22 protein-coding genes and 1 pseudogene are annotated in these 19,195 nt (G+C 47.5%); 4 read left to right on the top strand and 19 right to left on the bottom strand.

The annotated features are described in order from the left end of the window. Positions 1–236, top strand: a pseudogene (locus tag H7R39_RS06520) (ankyrin repeat domain-containing protein); the annotation flags it as partial. Positions 237–540: 304 nt separating this feature from the next. On the opposite strand, the gene H7R39_RS06515 reads toward H7R39_RS06520, so the two are convergent. The 7 genes from H7R39_RS06515 to gltX all read right to left on the bottom strand — a co-directional run bounded on the left by H7R39_RS06515 (position 541) and on the right by gltX (position 6,886). Then, positions 541–1,239: an MqnA/MqnD/SBP family protein gene (locus tag H7R39_RS06515; RefSeq protein ID WP_185898458.1), complete on the bottom strand. Its 699-nt coding sequence runs from the start codon at positions 1,237–1,239 to the stop codon at positions 541–543. Positions 1,240–1,649: 410 nt separating this feature from the next. Beyond that, positions 1,650–2,198 (bottom strand): NAD(P)H-dependent oxidoreductase, encoded by a 549-nt coding sequence (locus H7R39_RS06510; RefSeq protein WP_185898457.1) that lies wholly within the window; start codon positions 2,196–2,198, stop codon positions 1,650–1,652. Positions 2,199–2,601: 403 nt separating this feature from the next. Beyond that, positions 2,602–2,868: a barstar family protein gene (locus H7R39_RS06505; RefSeq protein ID WP_185898456.1), complete on the bottom strand. Its 267-nt coding sequence runs from the start codon at positions 2,866–2,868 to the stop codon at positions 2,602–2,604. Then, positions 2,865–3,398 carry a ribonuclease domain-containing protein gene (locus H7R39_RS06500; RefSeq protein ID WP_185898455.1) on the bottom strand — a complete coding sequence of 178 codons (534 nt, stop codon included), beginning with the start codon at positions 3,396–3,398 and terminating at the stop codon, positions 2,865–2,867. Before H7R39_RS06500 ends, H7R39_RS06505 begins: the two co-directional genes overlap by 4 nt. 219 nt (positions 3,399–3,617) lie before the next feature. Continuing rightward, positions 3,618–4,244, bottom strand: a complete 627-nt coding sequence (upp, locus tag H7R39_RS06495; RefSeq protein WP_002948924.1) for a uracil phosphoribosyltransferase — start codon at positions 4,242–4,244, stop codon at positions 3,618–3,620. Then, on the bottom strand, positions 4,245–5,498 hold the full coding sequence (locus H7R39_RS06490) for a malic enzyme-like NAD(P)-binding protein (RefSeq protein ID WP_185898454.1): 1,254 nt from the start codon (positions 5,496–5,498) through the stop codon (positions 4,245–4,247). Further along, complete coding sequence (gltX, locus tag H7R39_RS06485) at positions 5,495–6,886, bottom strand: glutamate--tRNA ligase (RefSeq protein ID WP_185898453.1); 1,392 nt, start codon at positions 6,884–6,886, stop codon at positions 5,495–5,497. Before gltX ends, H7R39_RS06490 begins: the two co-directional genes overlap by 4 nt. An 87-nt stretch (positions 6,887–6,973) precedes the next feature. Between gltX and H7R39_RS06480 the strand changes: the two genes are divergently transcribed. Continuing rightward, complete coding sequence (locus tag H7R39_RS06480; RefSeq protein ID WP_185898452.1) at positions 6,974–7,810, top strand: peptidylprolyl isomerase; 837 nt, start codon at positions 6,974–6,976, stop codon at positions 7,808–7,810. Positions 7,811–7,975: 165 nt separating this feature from the next. Further along, a complete protein-coding gene (locus H7R39_RS11105; protein WP_221892072.1) occupies positions 7,976–8,965 on the top strand; it encodes a DUF3137 domain-containing protein in 990 nt (329 codons plus the stop codon). Between the two features lie 106 nt (positions 8,966–9,071). Here the strand turns inward: H7R39_RS11105 and H7R39_RS06465 are convergent, their stop codons facing one another. Next, the gene (locus tag H7R39_RS06465; protein ID WP_185898451.1) at positions 9,072–9,554 is read right to left on the bottom strand and encodes a nuclear transport factor 2 family protein; all 483 of its coding nucleotides are present in this window, start codon (positions 9,552–9,554) and stop codon (positions 9,072–9,074) included. A 219-nt stretch (positions 9,555–9,773) separates the two neighbouring features. Continuing rightward, complete coding sequence (gene mnmA / locus H7R39_RS06460) at positions 9,774–10,790, bottom strand: tRNA 2-thiouridine(34) synthase MnmA (RefSeq protein WP_185898450.1); 1,017 nt, start codon at positions 10,788–10,790, stop codon at positions 9,774–9,776. 259 nt (positions 10,791–11,049) lie between these two features. On the opposite strand from mnmA, the gene H7R39_RS06455 reads away from it, so the two are divergent. Continuing rightward, the gene (locus H7R39_RS06455) at positions 11,050–11,229 is read left to right on the top strand and encodes a hypothetical protein (RefSeq protein ID WP_185898449.1); all 180 of its coding nucleotides are present in this window, start codon (positions 11,050–11,052) and stop codon (positions 11,227–11,229) included. An 84-nt stretch (positions 11,230–11,313) separates the two neighbouring features. Here H7R39_RS06455 and H7R39_RS06450 read toward each other — a convergent pair whose 3' ends face one another. The 10 genes from H7R39_RS06450 to H7R39_RS06405 form a co-directional block, all read right to left on the bottom strand. Next, positions 11,314–11,529 carry a hypothetical protein gene (locus tag H7R39_RS06450; RefSeq protein ID WP_185898448.1) on the bottom strand — a complete coding sequence of 72 codons (216 nt, stop codon included), beginning with the start codon at positions 11,527–11,529 and terminating at the stop codon, positions 11,314–11,316. A gap of 31 nt (positions 11,530–11,560) precedes the next feature. After that, positions 11,561–12,157 (bottom strand): LOG family protein, encoded by a 597-nt coding sequence (locus H7R39_RS06445; RefSeq protein WP_185898447.1) that lies wholly within the window; start codon positions 12,155–12,157, stop codon positions 11,561–11,563. Positions 12,158–12,310: 153 nt separating this feature from the next. Beyond that, positions 12,311–13,147 (bottom strand): flagellar motor switch protein FliY, encoded by an 837-nt coding sequence (fliY, locus tag H7R39_RS06440; protein WP_228724735.1) that lies wholly within the window; start codon positions 13,145–13,147, stop codon positions 12,311–12,313. Next, entirely contained in the window at positions 13,137–14,240 is a 1,104-nt protein-coding gene (gene fliM, locus H7R39_RS06435; RefSeq protein WP_185898445.1) for a flagellar motor switch protein FliM, read from the bottom strand. The genes fliY and fliM overlap by 11 nt, the downstream gene beginning before the upstream one ends. Continuing rightward, a complete protein-coding gene (locus H7R39_RS06430; RefSeq protein ID WP_185898444.1) occupies positions 14,240–14,935 on the bottom strand; it encodes an RNA polymerase sigma factor FliA in 696 nt (231 codons plus the stop codon). Before H7R39_RS06430 ends, fliM begins: the two co-directional genes overlap by 1 nt. Next, complete coding sequence (locus H7R39_RS06425; protein ID WP_122862463.1) at positions 14,919–15,272, bottom strand: hypothetical protein; 354 nt, start codon at positions 15,270–15,272, stop codon at positions 14,919–14,921. Before H7R39_RS06425 ends, H7R39_RS06430 begins: the two co-directional genes overlap by 17 nt. 15 nt (positions 15,273–15,287) lie before the next feature. Beyond that, on the bottom strand, positions 15,288–16,154 hold the full coding sequence (locus H7R39_RS06420) for a MinD/ParA family protein (RefSeq protein ID WP_185898443.1): 867 nt from the start codon (positions 16,152–16,154) through the stop codon (positions 15,288–15,290). Then, positions 16,151–17,557, bottom strand: coding sequence for a flagellar biosynthesis protein FlhF (gene flhF, locus H7R39_RS06415; RefSeq protein ID WP_185898442.1), 1,407 nt, complete (start codon positions 17,555–17,557; stop codon positions 16,151–16,153). Before flhF ends, H7R39_RS06420 begins: the two co-directional genes overlap by 4 nt. 112 nt (positions 17,558–17,669) lie before the next feature. After that, entirely contained in the window at positions 17,670–18,170 is a 501-nt protein-coding gene (folK, locus tag H7R39_RS06410; protein WP_185898441.1) for a 2-amino-4-hydroxy-6-hydroxymethyldihydropteridine diphosphokinase, read from the bottom strand. Next, on the bottom strand, positions 18,167–19,192 hold the full coding sequence (locus H7R39_RS06405; protein ID WP_185898440.1) for a M24 family metallopeptidase: 1,026 nt from the start codon (positions 19,190–19,192) through the stop codon (positions 18,167–18,169). Before H7R39_RS06405 ends, folK begins: the two co-directional genes overlap by 4 nt. Positions 19,193–19,195: the final 3 nt, after the last annotated feature.

Below are 19,195 nucleotides of genomic sequence, written 5' to 3'. Positions count from 1 at the left end.
CGATAGACCCGAAAATGATAGAAGAATTTGATAAAGAGATAGACTACTATAAGCAACATTGTTCAGATGAAAATTCTACGTTTAAAGATACCGAATCTTTTGTAAAATGGGCAAATGAAGAAAAAAGGCAATATGAAATAAGATGGTTTATATATAAAACCAAGAACGACCCGACCAAGGTGATTTACGTAGATAGCAACCAAAGTAAATCAGACTCAAACTCAAATTTGAAGTAAAATAATCGAGCCGCAAAGACGAAGCCAAAATATAAATTCGGCCGAATAAAATTTGAGCTAGCGGCGGCGTAAATTTAAAATTTAAGTGGGCTAAATTTGACGAGATTAGCCGTAAATTTGGTCGTCAAATTTCAAATTTGACGGGATCTTGCTAGCTTCTAAAAAACGCGATCGCCGCTTAGCGAGGTTAAAACTTAGCGTTGCGCGGCGGTTAGGCTTTAAACTGCGGCATTTGAAGCGACCGCGAAAACCGCCTGAGATAAAAAGGCAAATTTAAAAGCGGCGCGTTAGAGTAAATTTGCGCTTACCGCTCGCCTTGCGCCAAAAGCTTCGCCGTGCGTCCGTTTTTTCGCGCTTCTTTGAAAAATATCCGCAGCGCCTTTTGCTCTTTCGCGCCGATTTCGTAGCTGATAAATTTGAGATACCATTTGATATCATCCGCGCTGATGCCCCTAGTTTGGGCGTATTTGGCGAGGATGTAGTTTGGGATTTTGACATTTGCTCGCAAAAACTCGCGCGCCAGCCGCTCATACGCGCCGCGCCCCTTCACGCAGGAAAATCGCCCGAAAACAAACGGCAAGCCCGTCCGCTCGCGCCATGCCCGCCCCAGGTCGTAAAACGCCTCCTCGCCCTCCCGCAGATACGCCTTTAGCGCGCGGTCGCCGATGAGTACCTCGCCCTCAAGCCCCAGCACTCCGGCTAGCGCGTTTGAGCTCGCAGACGCTGGATCCGGGCGCGCGGCGGTGCCCTTTCGCACGAGCACGCTTTTGACGCCGCCCTTAGCTACGATGCCCAGGCTCACCTTTTTATAGCGCTTTTTGCGGCTTTCGATGCTTGATATCACGGCGGCGTCGATCCTACGGCAGCGTAGATCGCGGTTTAGTTTGCTAGGCACCCCTTTTTTAAATTCGATGATTTTTTTATCCTGAGAGCTTAGGCGCGAGCGCTTTAAAAATACGTGAAAAGGAAGCAAATTTAGATAATCAATCTTGCCAAAAATCATAAAAACTCCGAATTTATAAGGATTTGCGCCGTTTTAAAACGCGGCGAAACGTGCTAAATTTAAAACCAAAAACCAAGTCTGTAAAAATAAATTTTCGTAAAATCCAAATCATAGTCCTGGTCAAAAAGACGCGGCTTGTGAGCCTTGCTACGATAGCGCAAATTTAACCGATTCGCGCCGCAAAATGCGCCCACTCCAAAGCAAAGCAACAAAAAGGTGCGGGTCTCGGTCACTCAGAAAGCTCATTCCCAAAAGGCGACGATGAAAAACCGCCAAAACGCGCCGAGCTTCCCATCTAGCTTTAGTTCCGAAGCTATCTTTTAAGGCTAAATTTGAAAAGCGGCGACTCCGCATAGGAAATCGCCGCTAGCGGTGCAAATTTGGGCTCAAGGCTGGGCTGTTTTGCTTCGTTAAATTTGGTATTCGTGCTCTTCAAGCTCGTCGTTTAAGAGCTTCGTAAATCTCGCCGCATGCGCCTCTATCGCGCTATCGGGCACGCCCGGCTCCACGCCGCAGCTAGCAAAGATGCGCCCGTAAACGAGCTCACAAAAGTCCGCGCAGCACTGAAGCGGCAGCAAAATCTCGTTTAGGCTAAATTTGATCGCGCCGTGTTTGGAGTATTCGCCTAGCCCGCCGCCCGTGCTCACGGCGATTTGCAGCTGTTTGCCCGCGATCTTCGCACCCTGTCCGTAGGCAAAGCCGCGGCTTAGCACGTAGTCGATGTAGGCCTTTAGCATTGACGGTACGTTAAAGCCCATCATCGGAAATAAAAACACGATGCGATCGGCGCGCAAAAACGCCTCCTGCTCCGCTGCGACGTCGATTTTAAGGGCGTCGGTGCCGTATAGTCCCTCTAGGTGGCGAACCTCGGCGCCAGCACTTTTAGCGGCGTTTGCCAGCGCCTTGTTTAGGCGAGAAGCGGCGAAATTTGGGTGAGATAAAACTACTAATGTTTTCATTTTGGCTCCTTTTTTGATAAATTTTAGAGCATTTGCGCTTTTGGGACGTTAAATTTAAGCTGATTAAATTTGCTATTTTTTTAAACTCGCCTCAAACCGCAAAAGTCTTATTTTTGAGAAATTATATCATCAAAAGCCTAAAAACGGGTTAAGGCTAGCGGCAACGGCGCGTAAAATATACGGAAGTAAATGCGGAGTAATTTGGTTTAGATTGTCGGCTTTTGCGTGTTTTATTACGGGCGGGGCTCCGTGCGGGGTAAATTTGACTAGCGTTCGCGCATCCGCGTCACAGTAACATACTCTCAAATTTAGAGCATACGAACTTTAGATAGTTAAATTTTAAAAGCTGCGGCGCCTAAACCCGCAAATTTGACCTAAAATTTACCGCACGAAAGGCAAAAACTCAAGACAAAATCTCAAATTTGACCCGCTCGTTTTCCTCCGTAAGGTCGGTAAAAACGGCGATCAGATCGTCTGCATAACCCCCTAGCGCGGCAAGAGAGGAGTGATTTTTTAGTTTGATTTGCGTAGGTTCGTTTATCTCGCCGAGCGCGTCGTAAAGCGCGTCGAGGTTTTTTATCTCGGGGCCTAGGCCGAATTTTCGCGCCAGATACTCAAAGGCCGCCGTTTTCTCGCGCATTTTCGCGCCGTTTAGAGTTATGATTTTCACTGCCGCCTCCGCTCAAAAAGTAGATAAAAGTTCTCATAATGATCGGGCGTGTAGTAGATCAGCCCGTCGCTAGAAAACACGATACGCTCGGCTCCGCGTCGTCCTCCACGGTATCCGATATCGCACTCAAACCACTTGCGCCCGCTAGCTTCGGGTAACCTTTTTTCTCTATTTGAAAAGCGGTCGCCGCCGATACTTTTTTTGTCAGTGACTTGCCATAGATTGCCGCTTTTAGCGTCCCATCCGAGCGCGATCGCATCTTTTTTGGTGATGAAATTTCGCGGCAACCCGCCGAATTTATAAATATACGCCGCAACCTCGTCTTTTGAGGTGTAAGTGCCGTCCTTTACGACGTTTGCGGAAGGCGTGGTGGCTACATTTTTCTCTGCGCTGCCGCCTATAAATTCGCTTTGCGGCTGATTTTGTTTCGGGGCGGTTGAGCTGCTATCTGGGATAATAAATTTAAACAGCGCCGCGAGTAACAAAACAGCCAGCGGCAAGATGACGTTTCTAAGTAGTTGTTTGTTCAAAAAAGACCTTTTGGAATAAATTTGAAGTGCTTGCTTCGGGGTTAAATTTGCCGTCAAATTTGTACGGACAAAATCCAAATTTGATGATTTCGCGCCGTAAAGATGAGAGTAATTTTGCGTCAAATTTGACTCGGCAAAAGCCGAATCCAACCGCATAGATCGCAGTCAAATTCGGTCAAATTTGGAGCAAGCTAAATGTGCCGTCCCGGTTTGTCAAATTTAAAGCGTATTAAACACCCTATCGCCCGCGTCGCCAAGACCCGGCACGATGTAGTTTTTCTCGTTTAGTCGCTCGTCGATCGCAGCCGTATAGACCTCGACGTCCGGGTAAACTTCGCTAAAGCGCTTTAAACCTTCTGGAGCTGCGATGATGGAGATAAATTTGATCTGCTTTATGCCGTTCTCGCGTAAAAACTTAACCGCGTCGATAGCCGTACCGCCGGTAGCGAACATCGGATCGATGATGATGGCTAGGCGGTTTTTGGCGTCGCGAGGCAGCTTGGCGTAGAAAAACTCAGCCTCCGCGGTCTTTTCGTTTCGCTGAAAGCCCAAAAAGCCCACGCTAGCATCGGGAATGATCGTAAATACGCTATCTAGCATACCCAGAGCCGCTCGCAAAATAGGGCAAATCATCACCTTTGTCGCGAGCTTTTTGGCCTGGGCCTGGGCGACCGGAGTCTGCACGCTCACGTCGCGCAACGCCAGATCCCTAGTCGCCTCAAATATCATCAGGTGGCTGATCTCGTCCACGAGCATCCTAAACTGAAACGGCTCAGTGTTTTTATCCCTTAAAATCGCTAGTTTGTGCTCGATGAGCGGATGAGAGATGAGCCTGACGTTTTTCATTTACAGACCCTTTGCTAGCTTTTCGGTATAGGCTTTGACGTCAAAATCCTTCACTCTAGCTACGCCGTCGTCGACCGCTGCTTGCGCTACCGCAGGAGCGACCGCCGTTAGGACGCGTTTGTCAAACGGTTTTGGTATGATGTAGTCTTTGCCGAATTTTAGCTCTTTTACGCCAAACGCCGCGCAAACCTCCGCAGGCACGGGCTCTTTGGCCAAATTTGCAAGCGCGCGGGCCGCAGCCATTTTCATATTTTCGGTGATTTTTTTAGCTCTGACGTCTAGCGCGCCGCGGAATATAAACGGAAAGCCAAGAACGTTATTTACCTGGTTCGGATAGTCGCTGCGGCCGGTTCCCATCATCACGTCGTTTCGCACGCTAGCGACGTCTTCAGGGAAGATTTCCGGAGTAGGGTTGGCAAGCGCGAAAATAATCGGCTCATCGTTCATAGAGGCGACCATTTCCTTGGTCACGACGCCTGGTTTTGAAAGGCCTAGGAACATATCCGCGCCCTTCATAGCATCTGCTAGCGTTCTATCTGCGGTTTCAAGGGCAAATTCGACCTTTTCCGGAGTTAGATCGGTGCGGCCTTTGTGTATGACGCCTTTACTGTCGATCATCACGATGTGCTTGGCGCCCAGAGCCTTGTACATCTTCGCGCATGCGATACCTGCAGCGCCCGCGCCGCTAACTACGATTTTGATTTTAGAGATGTCTTTTCCGGAGATCTCCATCGCGTTTATTATGCCCGCGCTTGTTATCATCGCCGTGCCGTGCTGATCGTCGTGCATGACCGGGATATCGACTGCTTCTTGTAGCTTGCGCTCGATCTCAAAGCACTTCGGAGCGCGGATATCTTCTAAATTTATACCGCCGAAAGTAGGAGCTAAGGCTTTGCAGATCTCTACGATCTTATCTGGATCGTGCTCGTCTAGCTCGATGTCAAAGGCGTCTACGTTTGCAAATTTTTTAAACAAAACTGCCTTGCCTTCCATCACGGGCTTGCCCGCTACCGCGCCGATGTCGCCTAGACCGAGCACGGCTGTACCGTCGGTGATGACGGCTACTAAATTTGCCTTGTTTGTGTATTTGTAGGCTAGTTCGTTGTCGGCCTCGATCTGCTTGCACGGTACCGCAACGCCCGGCGTGTACGCCATAGATAGGTCTCTAGCCGTGGCGCATGGGGTTTTTACTTTTATCTCTATCTTGCCGCCCTCATGATACGCGAGCGCCTCTTCGTTAGTTACGTGTGTCATTTGTTCTCCTTTAAAATATTTTTTATTCGTTTTTTCGTCTCGTCTGCGCCCAAAACTTCGAGCACCTCAAATATCCCCGGACTTACGCTATTTCCCGTTAGCGCGACGCGAAGCGCCTGAGCTAGGTCTTTTAGCTTTAAGCCGTTTGTTTCTAAAAATTTAGCCGTCATCTCCTCGTAGCCCTTGGCGTCTAAATTTTTGCCTAAAATTTCGGCAAATTTAGCCAAATTTTCCTTGCTTTCGGGCGTGATAAATTTAGTATACGCTTTCTCGTCGTATGCGCTTGGAGCGTTTATGATCGTTCTTGCGCTCTGACTCATTTCAACTAGCGTTTTCGAGCGTTCTCGCAATGAATTTAACAGCACTTCGCCCTTTGGCATCGCTTTAAAATCTATATCAAATTCAAGCATCTCGCTTGCTAGCCTCTCGTACGGCAGAGTCTTGATGTAGTGGGCGTTTAGCCACTCTAGCTTGCTTGCGTTATAGGTGCTTGAGCTCTTGTTTATATCGTGCGGATCGAAGTACTTTAGCATATCGTCCATACCGAAAATTTCGTCGTTTCCGTGGCTCCAGCCTAGGCGAACGAGGAAATTTAAAAGAGCCTCGGGCAGATAACCCATGCGCTTATACTCCATCACGTCGGTCGCGCCGTGGCGTTTGCTTAGTTTGCTGCCGTCCTCGCCGTTTATCATCGCGACGTGGTAAAATTTCGGCGCTTTAAAGCCCAGCGCATCGTAGAGTACGATTTGCTTCGGGGTGTTTGATAGATGATCGTCGCCGCGGATGACGTCCGTTACGCCCATCAGCGCATCGTCTATCACGACGGTGAAGTTATAGGTAGGCGTGCCGTCGGAGCGCGCGATGATAAAATCATCCAGGATATCCTCGACTCTAAATTTAACCTCGCCTTTGATGCCGTCGTTGATCACGATCTCGCCGCTTAGAGGCGCTTTGATACGGATGACGGGCTCGACTCCCGCAGGCGGAGTACCCGTAAATTCGCGGTAGCGATTGTCGTATTTGGGTCTCTCTTTTCTCGCTTCTTGCTCGGCGCGCAGAGCGTCTAGCTCGTCTTTGCTCATGTAGCATTTGTAGGCTTTGCCCTCGGCTAGCAGCTTCTGTACGTACTCTTTATAAACGTCGAATCTACGCGACTGATACGTCACCTCGCCGTCGTGATCCAGTCCGCACCAGGCAAAGGCCTCTTTTATCGCTTGCGTGGCCTCCTCGGAGTTGCGTTTTAGATCGGTATCTTCGATGCGCAGCAGAAATTTGCCGCCGTTTGCTCTAGCGTATAAGTAGTTATAAAGCGCCGTCCTAAGCCCGCCGATATGCAGATATCCGGTCGGAGAGGGGGCAAATCTAGTTACTATTTGTGAATTTTGCATTAAATTTTACCTTTATAGCTTGCGCTTAAATTTAAAATGTTATAATGCTCAAATTATATTTACTTTAGACTTAAACAAAGGTTTTATATGTTAAAAAAGATCTCATTCGCCGCGTTTTTTCTCAGTTTTTGTATGGCTAACGCGAGCCAGATCTCAAACGGCATAGCCGTCATCATCGAAAACGAACCCATCACCGTAAACGAAGTGCGCAAAGCCGCCGCGCAGCTGCAAACAAACGAAGCAAACGCGCTAAATTTACTGATCCGCGATAGACTAGAAACTGCGCAGATCAAAAACCTAAAAATCGAAGCCAGCGACTACGAGCTAAATCAAAGGCTGCAAAAGATCGCAAGCGAGAGCGGCATGAACGTCTCCGACCTGCGCTCGGCCGTGCTATCAAAGGGTGGCGACTACTCGCAGTTTAAAGACGACGTGGCAAAAAGCATAAAACAAGAAAAGCTATATCAAAGCATATTTGCCGAGGCTAAAATCAACATCTCAGAAAACGCCGCGAGAGCGTATTTCGAGCAAAATCGCGACCTTTTCGCGCACTTTACCGACGTGAGCGTGACTAGATACGTGGCGCCTTCGATGCAGCTTTTAGAGGCCGCCAGACACAGCTCTCCGATGAACGCCAACCACAGCGTGCACATGGACGTGCTGGATCTAAAAAGCGAGCAGATCCCGCCTCAACTACGAACGATATTTCAGCAGACCCCCGACGGCACTTTCACGCAAATTTTCCAGACTCCAGAGGGCTTTGAGATGTTTTACGTAGCATCTAAAAAGGGGCAAACGATGCCTGAATTTGACGAGGTCAGAGACGAGGCGATGAACGCGCTTTATAAACTCGAGCAAGACCGCGTCATCGGCGAATACTTCAACAAACTCCGCGCCAAAGCTAACGTCAAATATCTGCGCTAAACTCAAATTTTTAAGCCGATTTGATTCGGCTTAAATTCTTTTATTTTCGGTCAAATTTGACCGATTTTTCTTTAAATTTAGCTGCTTGTCCGCCAAACCCGCACCTTCACGGCGTAAAATTTGTTAAAATTCGCTCTAAACGTAAAATTCCAAAAGAGGCAAAATTTGAACATAAACGAAGCGATAGAGGCAACCGCAAAAAAGCAAAAAGAGTGCAGGCTGGCATTTGCAAAGTATCTATTTTTGGGGATCTTTTTTATAGCCATATTGCCGCTTAGCGGGATTTTCGTAGCGGAAAAAATTTTTAGAAGCGAATTAGGCGTAATATTTATCATCATCGGTTATATTCCAATTTTTATCGTCTCATGGGTGACAACTTGGTCTAATGTAATTGAACCATTATGGGTTTACGAGGAATTTTACAAAGATGTTTATATTCGTACCATTATTTCGGATATAAACCAGGCTTTTAGTTATGAACCGTCGGCAGGGATTAGCCGTGAGGAATTTAAAAAGATAGGCATATATGCGCAAAATAAATTCCGCGCCGAAGATCAAATCAGCGGCATTTATAACGGCGTTAAATTTAGCTTAAGCGAAGCAATAAGGATACCGGGCGGAACTATCGTCGCCGGCACCGGCTGCTCTCCGGAAATAGCCGCAGTCCTTTTTGTCGCTACGGCTTTCTATACAATATATAGCAATGCCCAAGCCTTTAGTGGCTCGGTTTTAGTCTGCGAGTTTCACAAGAAATTTAGCGGGCAAACGATAGTGGCAAGCCGCACTCTAAATACTAAATTTTTAGGCGAAAAAGAGCAGATGGATGATACTCTTTTTAACGATGAATTTAGGGTTTTTACGGACGACAAGGTCGAAGCAAGATATCTTTTGACGCCCGCGTTTATGAAGCGCTTACGCGAGCTAAAGATAAAATACGCCGCAGAGATGGGCGTAAGTGCGGCTTTTATGGACGATAAATTTTACCTATTTTTAAACGGAGCGAAAAATAAATTTGAGACGACGCTCTTTTCGCTACCGCCTAGTCTCGAGGATGCTGCGGGGATCAAAAAGGAAATTTCAGAACTTTTATCTATCATAGGCGAGTTAAATTTGAACCTTGATATTTTTAGGCAAGAGGCAAATTTGACGGCTTAGCAGGCTTGTGGTTTTTGCAACTAAATTAGCATTTTGCGGTGCGGGTTTTGCCGATAAATTTGGGCGTAAATTTACAGTTCAAAGCCTCGCGCGCATAAATCAAATTTCACTTTTTCCCGCTAAATTTATCGTAAATTTGACCGAGTTTCGAGCGTTTTTTACGCGCTTGCAGCTCTTTTAGGAAGTTTTTGTTGCCCCTTTGTACGGCGGCGGCGAACTGAAACGAAGTGATCTTGTATTCGCCCGAAACCCTAAATATCTCAAAAATCTGACGCCCAAATATCTCCCACGGCTCGATGCCGGGCGCCGTGTAAACCATGTGCGCGTGGCACTCGGCGCTGATGCCCTCCTGCGCGGGCAATAGCTCAAAGTTGCTAAGCGAAGCGTAGGTCTGCGCGTCCTCGAGCAACTGCTGCCACGACGTCACGAACTCGTCCGCGCTCACGAGCGCGCCGCGCATGCCGTTTAGGCTCGAGTGATCGACGAATACGACGTCGGCGAAGCACTCGCGCACGCGCTGGGTTTGCTTGCGATCGGCGGCGTTGATCATTTTTATGATGAGCTCCTCGGCGATCTCTTTTGGATTCATCTTGCGTCCTTTGATTATTTTTGTATATTTTAGCGATTTTAGGCTAAATTTGAAGCATGAAAGCAGACTGCAAAATAAAGAAAATTTGAGGATTTTGCACGGCGGGCGGTAACTTAAATTTGATCAAATGCAGGTAAATTTGACCAGCCTTTGCCCTCAAACGCCGATCTAAATTTGATAAATTTGACCGCCCGAAGCGATCAAAATTTAAGATAAAATTTACAGTATAAATCCGCTACCGATAACCAGCTCGCCTCTGTAAAATACCGCGAGCTGTCCGCTAGCCACGCCAAACGCGCTCTGTTTTAGCTCGACCTCGGCTGTGCCGCCGTCTAGCACTTTTACGTGCGCGTTTAGCCCGATACTGCGGTAGCGAACCTTGACGTCGCAGTCAAACTCGCTCTCGTCTATGAACAAATTTAGGCTATTTACCGCGATCTTGCCGCGCTCGAGCTCCTCTTTGCTACCTACGACGATGCGGTTATTTGCCGCGTCGATAGCTAGCACGAAATGCGGCTCGTGCGCCCCAAACACCTCAAATCCGCGCCTCTTGCCGATCGTGTAGTGCATATAGCCGTTATGTCGCCCGATCACCCTGCCCGCGCTATCGACCACGTCGCCCGGCAGGTCGGTCTCGTAGTGCTTGTTTAGCACCTCGATATAGGTATCCTCGACGAAGCAAATCTCGCTACTCTCGGCCTGCTCGCCGTACTCGCGAAAGCTCGGCAGAGATTTTGCCAGCTCTTTTATATCTTTTTTAAATTTATCTCCGAGCGGGAAAATCATATCGGCGATTATCTCTTTTGGCACCTGCGCGACGAAGTAGCTCTGGTCTTTGCTAGGATCGGCGGCGACTCTGATGAGGCCGTCTTGAACGCGGATGTAGTGGCCGGTGGCCAGCTTTTCGCAGCCGATACTTTTGGCGAATTTTAACAGCTCGCCGAATTTTATAAAGCGGTTGCAAAGCGCACAGGGATTTGGCGTGCGGCCCTCTTTATAAGCGCCGACAAACGGCGTATAGACGTATCTGTCAAACTCGTCTTGCAGGTCGATCACGTGATAGTTTATGCCCAGATACTCGCACGCGCGGGCTACTTTGCCGATGTTTTGCTCGTGATAGCCTGGCTTTTTGTGTAGTTTCATATAGCAGCCCACGACCTCGTGACCCGCTTCGAGTAGCATTTTGGCGCTCATGGTGGAGTCGACGCCGCCGCTCATGGCCATTAGTATTTTCATTTTTTCTTTCCTATTGCGAGGGCTTGTCTTTTTAGCGCTTTTTGCGGAGCTTGTAAATTTTCGGCTCGATGAACTATGTGTTCTATCTACGCCGAAAATTGACGGCACAGCCGCAAAAATCATCTAAAAATACCGCACCCTAAAGTTTTGTATTTTAAATTCGGCTTTAAAATTTACAAATCTAGCCCTAGCCCCACAATAAGACAAATTCGTATAATTCGGTGCGATTATATAAAAATTAGCTTAATAGGCTATAAATTTGCGAGTCAAGGATAGCGAGCTAAGCGGGCATTTAGCTTTTGCGCCTTACTCGGCTCTGAATTTTACCCGCCGAGACGGCAACGCAGAATTTGCAAACAGCGATGACGCAGTCAAATTTACCGAATTTGAAGTAAAAGGCGAGCATATCGGCAAATCCGCTCAAAAAACCAAAGCGTAAAAATCAAAATTTAACGCCGAACGCCAAGTATAAGTAATGGCAAATTTACCGACCAAATTTAACTAGACGCCAAGCTGTTTACGGCTATTTATCTTGAGCTTCGCCCTCTTTTAGATCTTTATCTAGCTTTAAATTTTCGTGTATCGTGTGCGCCGCGATCGCAACTACTAAAACCACGGCGGTTAAAATTAGCAAAGGGACACGCGCGCCGTCAAATTTGACGGAAATATAGCCGAAAATAGCGATAAAAACAAGGCAAATCAGCGCAAAAGAGATCCTATCTCGCATCCTGTCAAACATCGCCTAGTCCCTAAAATTTATAAAAGCTCGCCTAGTCCAAAATCCCTAAAAGCTCGTCCCTTACCGCGTCTAGATCGTCACTGATCGTATAAAGCGACAGATCCTCCTCGCTAACGGCTTTTTCGCGTATCAACGTGGTTTTGATGAAATCATCAAGCTTGCTCCAAAACTCGCTTCCGATGAGGAAAATTTTAGCTTTTTTGGCGCCGATTTGCGCGAGCACTAGGATCTCAAACAGCTCGTCAAGCGTCCCAAAGCCGCCAGGAAACACCAAAAACGCGCTAGAGCGTTCGATGAGGGCAAATTTGCGAGCGGATAAATTTGAAAAGACAAAATTGCTCGTGGCGTATCTGTTCGTCACTTGCTCGAACGGAAGCACGATGTTTAGGCCCACGGACGGACTTTTGCCGCTCTCGTACGCTCCTTTGTTCGCCGCCTCCATCACGCCCGGCCCGCCGCCGCTAACGACAGCAAAACCGCCGTCGGCAAGCTCCTTTGCGAGGCTAAAAGCCATTTTACAGTATTTGCTATTTTCATCAAATCTAGCCGAGCCGAAAAACGTGACGCTAGGATTTTTATAGGTCGCAAAATCCCTAAATTTGGCCAGATCGTTTAAAATTTCATCCATTATTTCTCTTTGCGGTTAAATTTGCGCTTGCGGGGTTAAATTTACGCGCCGTAGTTTCGCGCTCAAATTTGAGCAAAATGCCGTTAAATTTGAGAAAAAGCGCACCCGAGATAAAGCGAGGCTAAATTTAGCCTCTTATTTCTAAATTTAACCTTATCTAAGCTGCTCTAAGCGCTCTTTTTTAGTACCGATCTGAGTGATCTGGATGCCGAAGTTGCCGTCTACGATGACGACCTCGCCTAGGGCTACGACCTTGTCGCTGATTAGAATTTCTAGCGGGTCGTTTGCGAGCTGGTTTAGCTCAATGACCGAGCCTATATCCATCGTGAGCACGTCTTTTAGTAGCATTCTTTTTGAGCCGATGCGTACGTGAAGCGGCAGGCGCACGTCCATGATGAGTCCGATATTTCGCATTTCTTCGGCGCTTAGATCGCTTTTTGCGGGAGCTGCTTGCTGGGCAGGCTCTTTTTGATCTTTGTTAAAAAACTTAACCAGAGCAAAATCAAGCACGATAGCGATATGCTCGCTGATGTCGCCGATTTTAACGGAGTAGATGTAGATTTTTTCAAACGTATTTACGTCTAAATTTGCGCTCTCGTCGAGGAAATTTACCTTCGCGACCTCGAAATTTAGCTTCGGCATGCCTTTTTGCGCGCCAAGGCTCGTAGAAAATGCGCCGAGGATATTTGAAAATACCTCTTTTGCGGCGTCTAGCTCGTCCTCGCTTAAATTTTCGTTGCGCGAGATCTCTTCTTCTCCGAGCATCCACTCGCCGATCGCGCTCATTAGCACGGGCGTAGCTACTAGCATCATCTTTGCCGTCGTATCGCCGCCGACGGTCACGTTTGCTACGGCTAGAGGCGGTTTTATGCCTTCTTGCTTGGGCGCGTCGTATTCGTTTCTCTCACCTATCTCAGGCGTCCTGCCCGTTAGTCCCTCGATCGTAGCCTTTACTTCGTTTACGAAAATTTTCAAAAAATCATTCATCATCTTCACCCTCGCCTAATATATTATCCTCATCCTCTTCGTCTTCTTGCTCGTAGCTCATGAGCTTGGCTTTGCGCTCTTCTTCGTACTGTTCGAGGATGTTTTTGATTTCGTCTTTGTCGCTTCTGATTAGCTCTTCTATGCGGATAGATTTTCTAAATCTATGTAGTCCGACCTCGGCCAAAAATACCTCTTTTTTATCGATCGTGACGATAGCCTTGTCGTTTGCCGAGCGGTCAAGGCGCAGTATGTCGCCCTCTTTTAAATTTAAAAACTCGTTTACGCTAACGACGCTTTTGCCCAGTATCGCCTCATACAGCACCTCGGCGCGCCCGATTAGCGTTTTTAGCTCTTTGTTTCGGCTCTTTTTCGCGCTCGTTTCGCCAAGCATTATGTCGCGGTTGGCTAGGCGGCTCAAGATCGGCTCTAGGTAGATGACCGGGTAGCAGATATTTATCATACCGCTTGAGTTGCCTACAATGATCTCCATGACGACCATTATCACGATCTCGTTTTGGCTGACGATTTGCACGACGTTTGGGCTACTCTCTTTAGCCTCGACGTTTGGGTACATATCGGTGATCATCGCCCAGCTCTCTTTTAGGCGCTGCATCATCATCCTCAGGATCGCATCGAGCAAATTTACCTCGATATCGGTTAGCTCTCTGCTAGCCTCAAAACCCTCGCCGTTACCGCCCAACAAGCGATCTATCATGGGAAATGCGATGCTCGGGTTTATCTCCAAAACGCAGTTGCCGTCAAGCGGCTTGATCGAAAAGACGTTAAAGCTAGTAGGGCTCGGCAAACTCATCAAAAACTCGCCGTAGGTCATCTGATCGACGCTGTGCAGGCGGATCTCCACGATACTTCTCATAACGCTTGAAATTTGAGAAGCCAAATTTCTCGCAAGCTTGTCGTGTATGCCCTTTATCGCGCGCAGTTGTTCCTTGCTGACGCGGTTTGGGCGTTTAAAATCATAGATTATTACCTGGCGCTGCTCTTCCTTACCGCCCTCGCCGATCGACCCGCTCGCCTCTTCGTCGTCTACGACTTCTAGTAGCGCGTCTATCTCTTCTTGACTTAAAATGTCCGCCATTATTTGCCCTCAAGCTTTTTTCTTATTTTATCCATCAAGCGCTTATGGATCTGCGATATCCTGCTCTCCGTGATGCCCAAAATCTCGCTGATCTCCTTTAGGCTCAGCTCCTCGTAATAATAAAGCTGCACGATGAGCTGATCGCGCTCCTCAAATTCGTTTAAAATTTGAGCTATCTTTTCTATCAAGTCCTCTTTTTCGATCCGCTCGAGCGTATTTTCTTCGCTCATTAGCTCCATTTGATCGTCGATATTTAGGACGGCGACGACCGCGCTCACGTTTCTTGCTTCGCTTACTTTTTCTATATCGACGCCAAGCTTTCCTGCGATATACGCATCGTCTGGCTCGTGCTCAAATTTATTAAAATACTCATCCACTAAAGTCTCGATAGACTTTACCAAAGTGCGGTCCGAGCGGCTAACCACGTCAAGCCCGCGTAAAAAATCAAGCATCGCGCCGTAAACTCGCTTTTGCGCATATCCCCAAAAAGAGTCGTTTTGCTCTTTGTCGTATTTTCTGGAGAGCTTTACCATCTCCTCAAGCCCGGCGCCTATCAGGTCGCTAACGTCGATATGAGCGGGCAAGCGCTCCTTTAGCCTAAAAGCCATCGCGCGAAGAGCGGGCATGTAGGCTAGTACGATGTCGTCTTGTTCTTTTTTTATCGTCTGGGCGTATGGATTAAGCGGCTTTTGCATTACTTTCGTTGCTCTTATTTAACGTTTGTTTTATCAGTATATTTTCGTTTGCGAGCTTGCTTAAGAGATTATCTATTCGTTTTTCTCTAAGCGCTAGTTCGCCGATTAGATAATCGGCCCTTTGCTCGTATAGTTCCTTATCGAACCGCCTTTTTAGCGACGCTTTAGCGTCTAAATAATTTATAATAACCACGTGTACCAAAAGATAGAAAAAAAACGTAATGAGAAACGTATAAACCAGCATATCTATCGGGTCGTTCAGCTTTAACGCCGAAAAAGTCGCGCCGATAAAAAATCCGCAAACCGTAAAAAATGCTATAAAATTTTCCGCTCTCAAAGTAAAATCCTAAATTTAAAATTGCTCCATTAGCCGCCTAAAAAAGCCGCTGAAGCTGTTGTTCGTACTTGGATTAAGCACTTTTTGTTCCAATCTATAAAGTAGCTTCGACGCCACCTGCTCAAGCTCCATGCTCGCGGCATCGTATCTGCTATCGTCGGTAAAAAGCGTGCGCTGTTTTATGCTGCGAGAGACGTTTTTGTCCTCGCTGATAGCGCCCAAAAACTCCAAATTTAACGGATTTTCGATATTTGCCCTGGCTACCTTGCGCACATGCTCAAATATCCTAACCGCCTCCTTTTCGCTCCTAACCATGTTAAAAAGCATAAGCAGATTGTCTTTATTTTTAGAGGTGATTTTGATAACGGCGTAGGCGTCGGTTATCGCGGCGGGGTCGGGCACGGTCACGACGATGACCTCGTCTGCGGCCTCTAAAAATAGCTGTGTATTTCCGCCGATGCCCGCACCCGTGTCGATGATGATAAAATCAAGATCGTCAAGGCTCGAGGACTCCTCGAAAAAACGCTCGTATAAAAATTGGTTGTTAAATTTAAGTATCTCGTCTCCGCTCTCGCCGGGAATCAACGTCAAATTCGGTTTTACCTCGATCAAGATATCTTTTAGCAAGCACTCGCCTTTTAGCACGTGGAGCAAATTTTTACTAATGCGCACGTTTAAGATGACGTCTAAATTCGCCAGTCCTATATCCGCGTCAAAAAGCGCGACTTTGTAGCCGTTTCTAGCTAGGATATTTGCCAAATTTGCGCTTATGGTGCTCTTGCCCACGCCGCCTTTGCCGCTAGTTACGGCGATGAAGCGCGTGTTTTTCGTATTGGATCTAGAGGCTACTATATCTTTTAGTTTCTCGGCTTGAGTGTTCATTTTTTATCCTTATTAAACCCTTGCAAGAGGCAATCGACTAAAAACTCGCTCTTAGCGACCATGATGTCGTCGGGCACCTCTTGTCCTAGGCAAAAGAAGCTAACGGGTTTATTTATCTCGTAAACTAGCGAAAAAACGTTACCGAAAATTTTGGTTTCGTCAAATTTGGTGATGATCAGAGTGTCGATATCAAGGAAGCTAAAACCGTTGTAAATTTCGAGCATATCATCGATCTTTGAGCCTGCGGAAAGCACTAAATTTACGTCTATTTGCGCGTCGCTATGTTTTAAAAACATCTCGAGCCTAGCTAGCTTTTCTTTATCGTACTGCGAGCTGCCCGTGGTGTCTATGAGGATCACTTCGCAGTGATTTAGCTGCTTTAACGCGTTTTTAAAGTCCTCGACCTCGATAACGTCAAGGATCGGTAGTTTCATCATTTTTGCGTATTGAAACAGCTGCTCGACCGCGCCGATACGGTAGGTATCAAGCGTGATGATGCCCGTTTTCGCGCGTCTGCCCTCGCCGTAGGCAAACCTCGCCGCAAGCTTGGCTAGAGTCGTGGTTTTACCCACTCCGGTGGGTCCCACTAGCATCATGATCTTTTGTTTTCTATTATCCTCTTCGCTCCTGCACGGCAGCATCTTTCTAAGCAGCGAGCTAAAATATCTCCTCACCGCAGTCGGATTAGCCTTCATCTGAGGCGACATATTTTCCGCGGTTATTTTCATTATCTGCTCTAGGTGTTCCTCTTTCATCCCGCTATTTTTGGCATCTTTGTAGATGCCGGCAAACTCCGACGGTATGATTAGGTTGTTTCTGGCGCTTGCACGCTCCTCCCAGAACATATCGGCTATCATATTTACTTTTTCGCTAAGTGCGCTTACCTGCCTTGCGACGTCGTCGATCTTTTTGTCGTAAATTTGATCCTGGCGGCCCGGCGCGGTTTCGATATTTGCTATCTGGCTTATCTCTTTTGCGGCTTTTGAGATGTTTAGGAGTATGTCCTCGCCGCTGTTTTGAGCGGTTTTGTAGTTTTGATTCCCCGGCGCGGTTCTTGCGGAATTTTGGGTAAAATTTACCGCCGCTTTGGCGTTTTGCTGCTCGGCCCTAAAAAGCTCGCGCTCGTCTAAAATGATCTTTTGCGGTCTTTCATCTTTGGGCGTTTGAGCGCGCAAAAACTCCTCGTAGCCCTTTAAATTTTGCTTTTGGGGCTGATTTTTTTTCTGCTCGCTCGCGTCCTCTTCGACGCTAACTAAAATTTCATAAAGCGGCTTTTTGTTTATCGTCTTTGGCTGAATTTGCTTCGTCGTTACCAAGATCGCCCTCTCACCGCACTGAGCCTGCGCCTTTTTTAGCGCTTCCATACTGCTCTCGCCGGTAAACGTATAAAACTTCGTCGCCAAATCTTCTCCTTCGTTTCTCGCTAAATTTAGCCGCCTCTAGTCAAAATCGTCGCGGCAAAGGCTATGCATTTTTCGTTCCCGCTTCAAATTTAGGCTTTGCGGCCGCTAAATTTTAAAATTTCACTCCGCTTTTGCTAACGCACTTCATCGTCCCAAGCGGCAAAATCACGCTAGCTCTGCTTTTTGCGCCAGGATGCGGTAGCACCAGCCGCGCGTCGTTTCTGTTTCGTCCGCTAAAATACAAAATATCTATATCAAGCGTTCTAGGCGCGTTTTTAAAGCTTCGCACGCGCCCCAAACGCCTCTCTAAATTTGCCGTTATTTTTAAAATTTGCCTCGCGGCAAGGCTTGTTTGCACGAGCGTTACGGCATTTGTGAAATCAGCCTGCTCCTTAAACCCAAACGCCTCGTTGATGAGGATGGCCGAGTTTTCGACGACGTGAAACCTGCTGTCACGGCTAAGTTTAAAATGCAGTCGATTAAAGCGCTTTTTCACGTCGCCGATATTACCGCCAAGCCCTAAAATAACGCTATTTTTAAAACCAGGTCTAAAATCAAAAACCTTCGGGAAAAAGAGGCATTTATCAAACCGTCTCGCCCCCGCTACTCTCATAAAATTTCAGCCCCGTTTTCGCGCACGACCACGACGTCCTCGATGCGCACGCCAAACTCGCCGGGTAAGTAAATCCCGGGCTCCACGCTAAATACCATGCCCTGTTTTAGCACGGTATCTCCGCGCTTTGAGATAAACGGAAGCTCGTGGATATCGACTCCGACGCCGTGTCCGGTGCTGTGAAAAAACGCCTCGCCGTAGCCCTGAGCGGCGATAAAATCTCTAGCCGCAGCGTCGATCTCGCGCGCCTTTTTGCCGGGCATAACCGCCGCGATAGCAAGAGCCTGAGCCTCTTTTACGATTTCGTAAATTTCTTGCCGTTTGGCGTTTTTAAAATTTTGCTCTTTGCCGAAGTTAAAATTTTCGTCAAAGCACGCCGTACGCGTCCTATCGGAGCAGTAGCGGTTAAATTTAACCCCCGCGTCAAGCAGGAGCAAATCGCCCTGCCGCAAACGCTTTTTGCTCGGCAGAGCGTGCGCTTTAGCGGCGTTTTCGTTGATCGCGACGATAGGCGAAAAGCTAAGCGCTAGCTCGCCCTTTTTCTTAAAGATGAGCTCGGCGTTAAAAAACAGCTCCTCTTCGCTCATCCCTTCGCCGTTTTCGCGCACGAAGGCGGCAAATTCGTCAAATCTTTCCGCGCCAAGCTGCGCCGCGCGTTTTAAAATTTTTATCTCATCCTCTGATTTTATTATGCGCGAAATTTGCGAAAAATTCGCCCGCGCCTTAAATCTTATCCCAAGCCCCTTGTTTAGGGCTTCCCACTCGCCCGCGCTAAAATCGTACGGGTTATAGCCAAGCTCAGCAACGCCTGCCTTTCGTAAAAACAGTCGTGCGTCTTTTATCAAATTTCGCTCGACCTCGATCACTTCGGTATCTTTGCAAAGCTCGCGCGCCTCGATGCTATAACGCGCGTCGGTGAGGAAAAATTTGCGCCCCGCAAGACTCAAAAATATCGCGTTGTCGCAGCTGTATCCGCACTCGTGGTAAACGGCGTTTTCGTCCTTTAGGATAAAATTTTTCAACTT

This window comes from Campylobacter massiliensis, assembly GCF_014253065.1.
GTDB lineage: Bacteria > Campylobacterota > Campylobacteria > Campylobacterales > Campylobacteraceae > Campylobacter_A > Campylobacter_A massiliensis.
The sequence above is the reverse complement of the archived record's forward strand: the minus strand, read 5'-3'. Positions and strand labels throughout refer to the sequence as shown.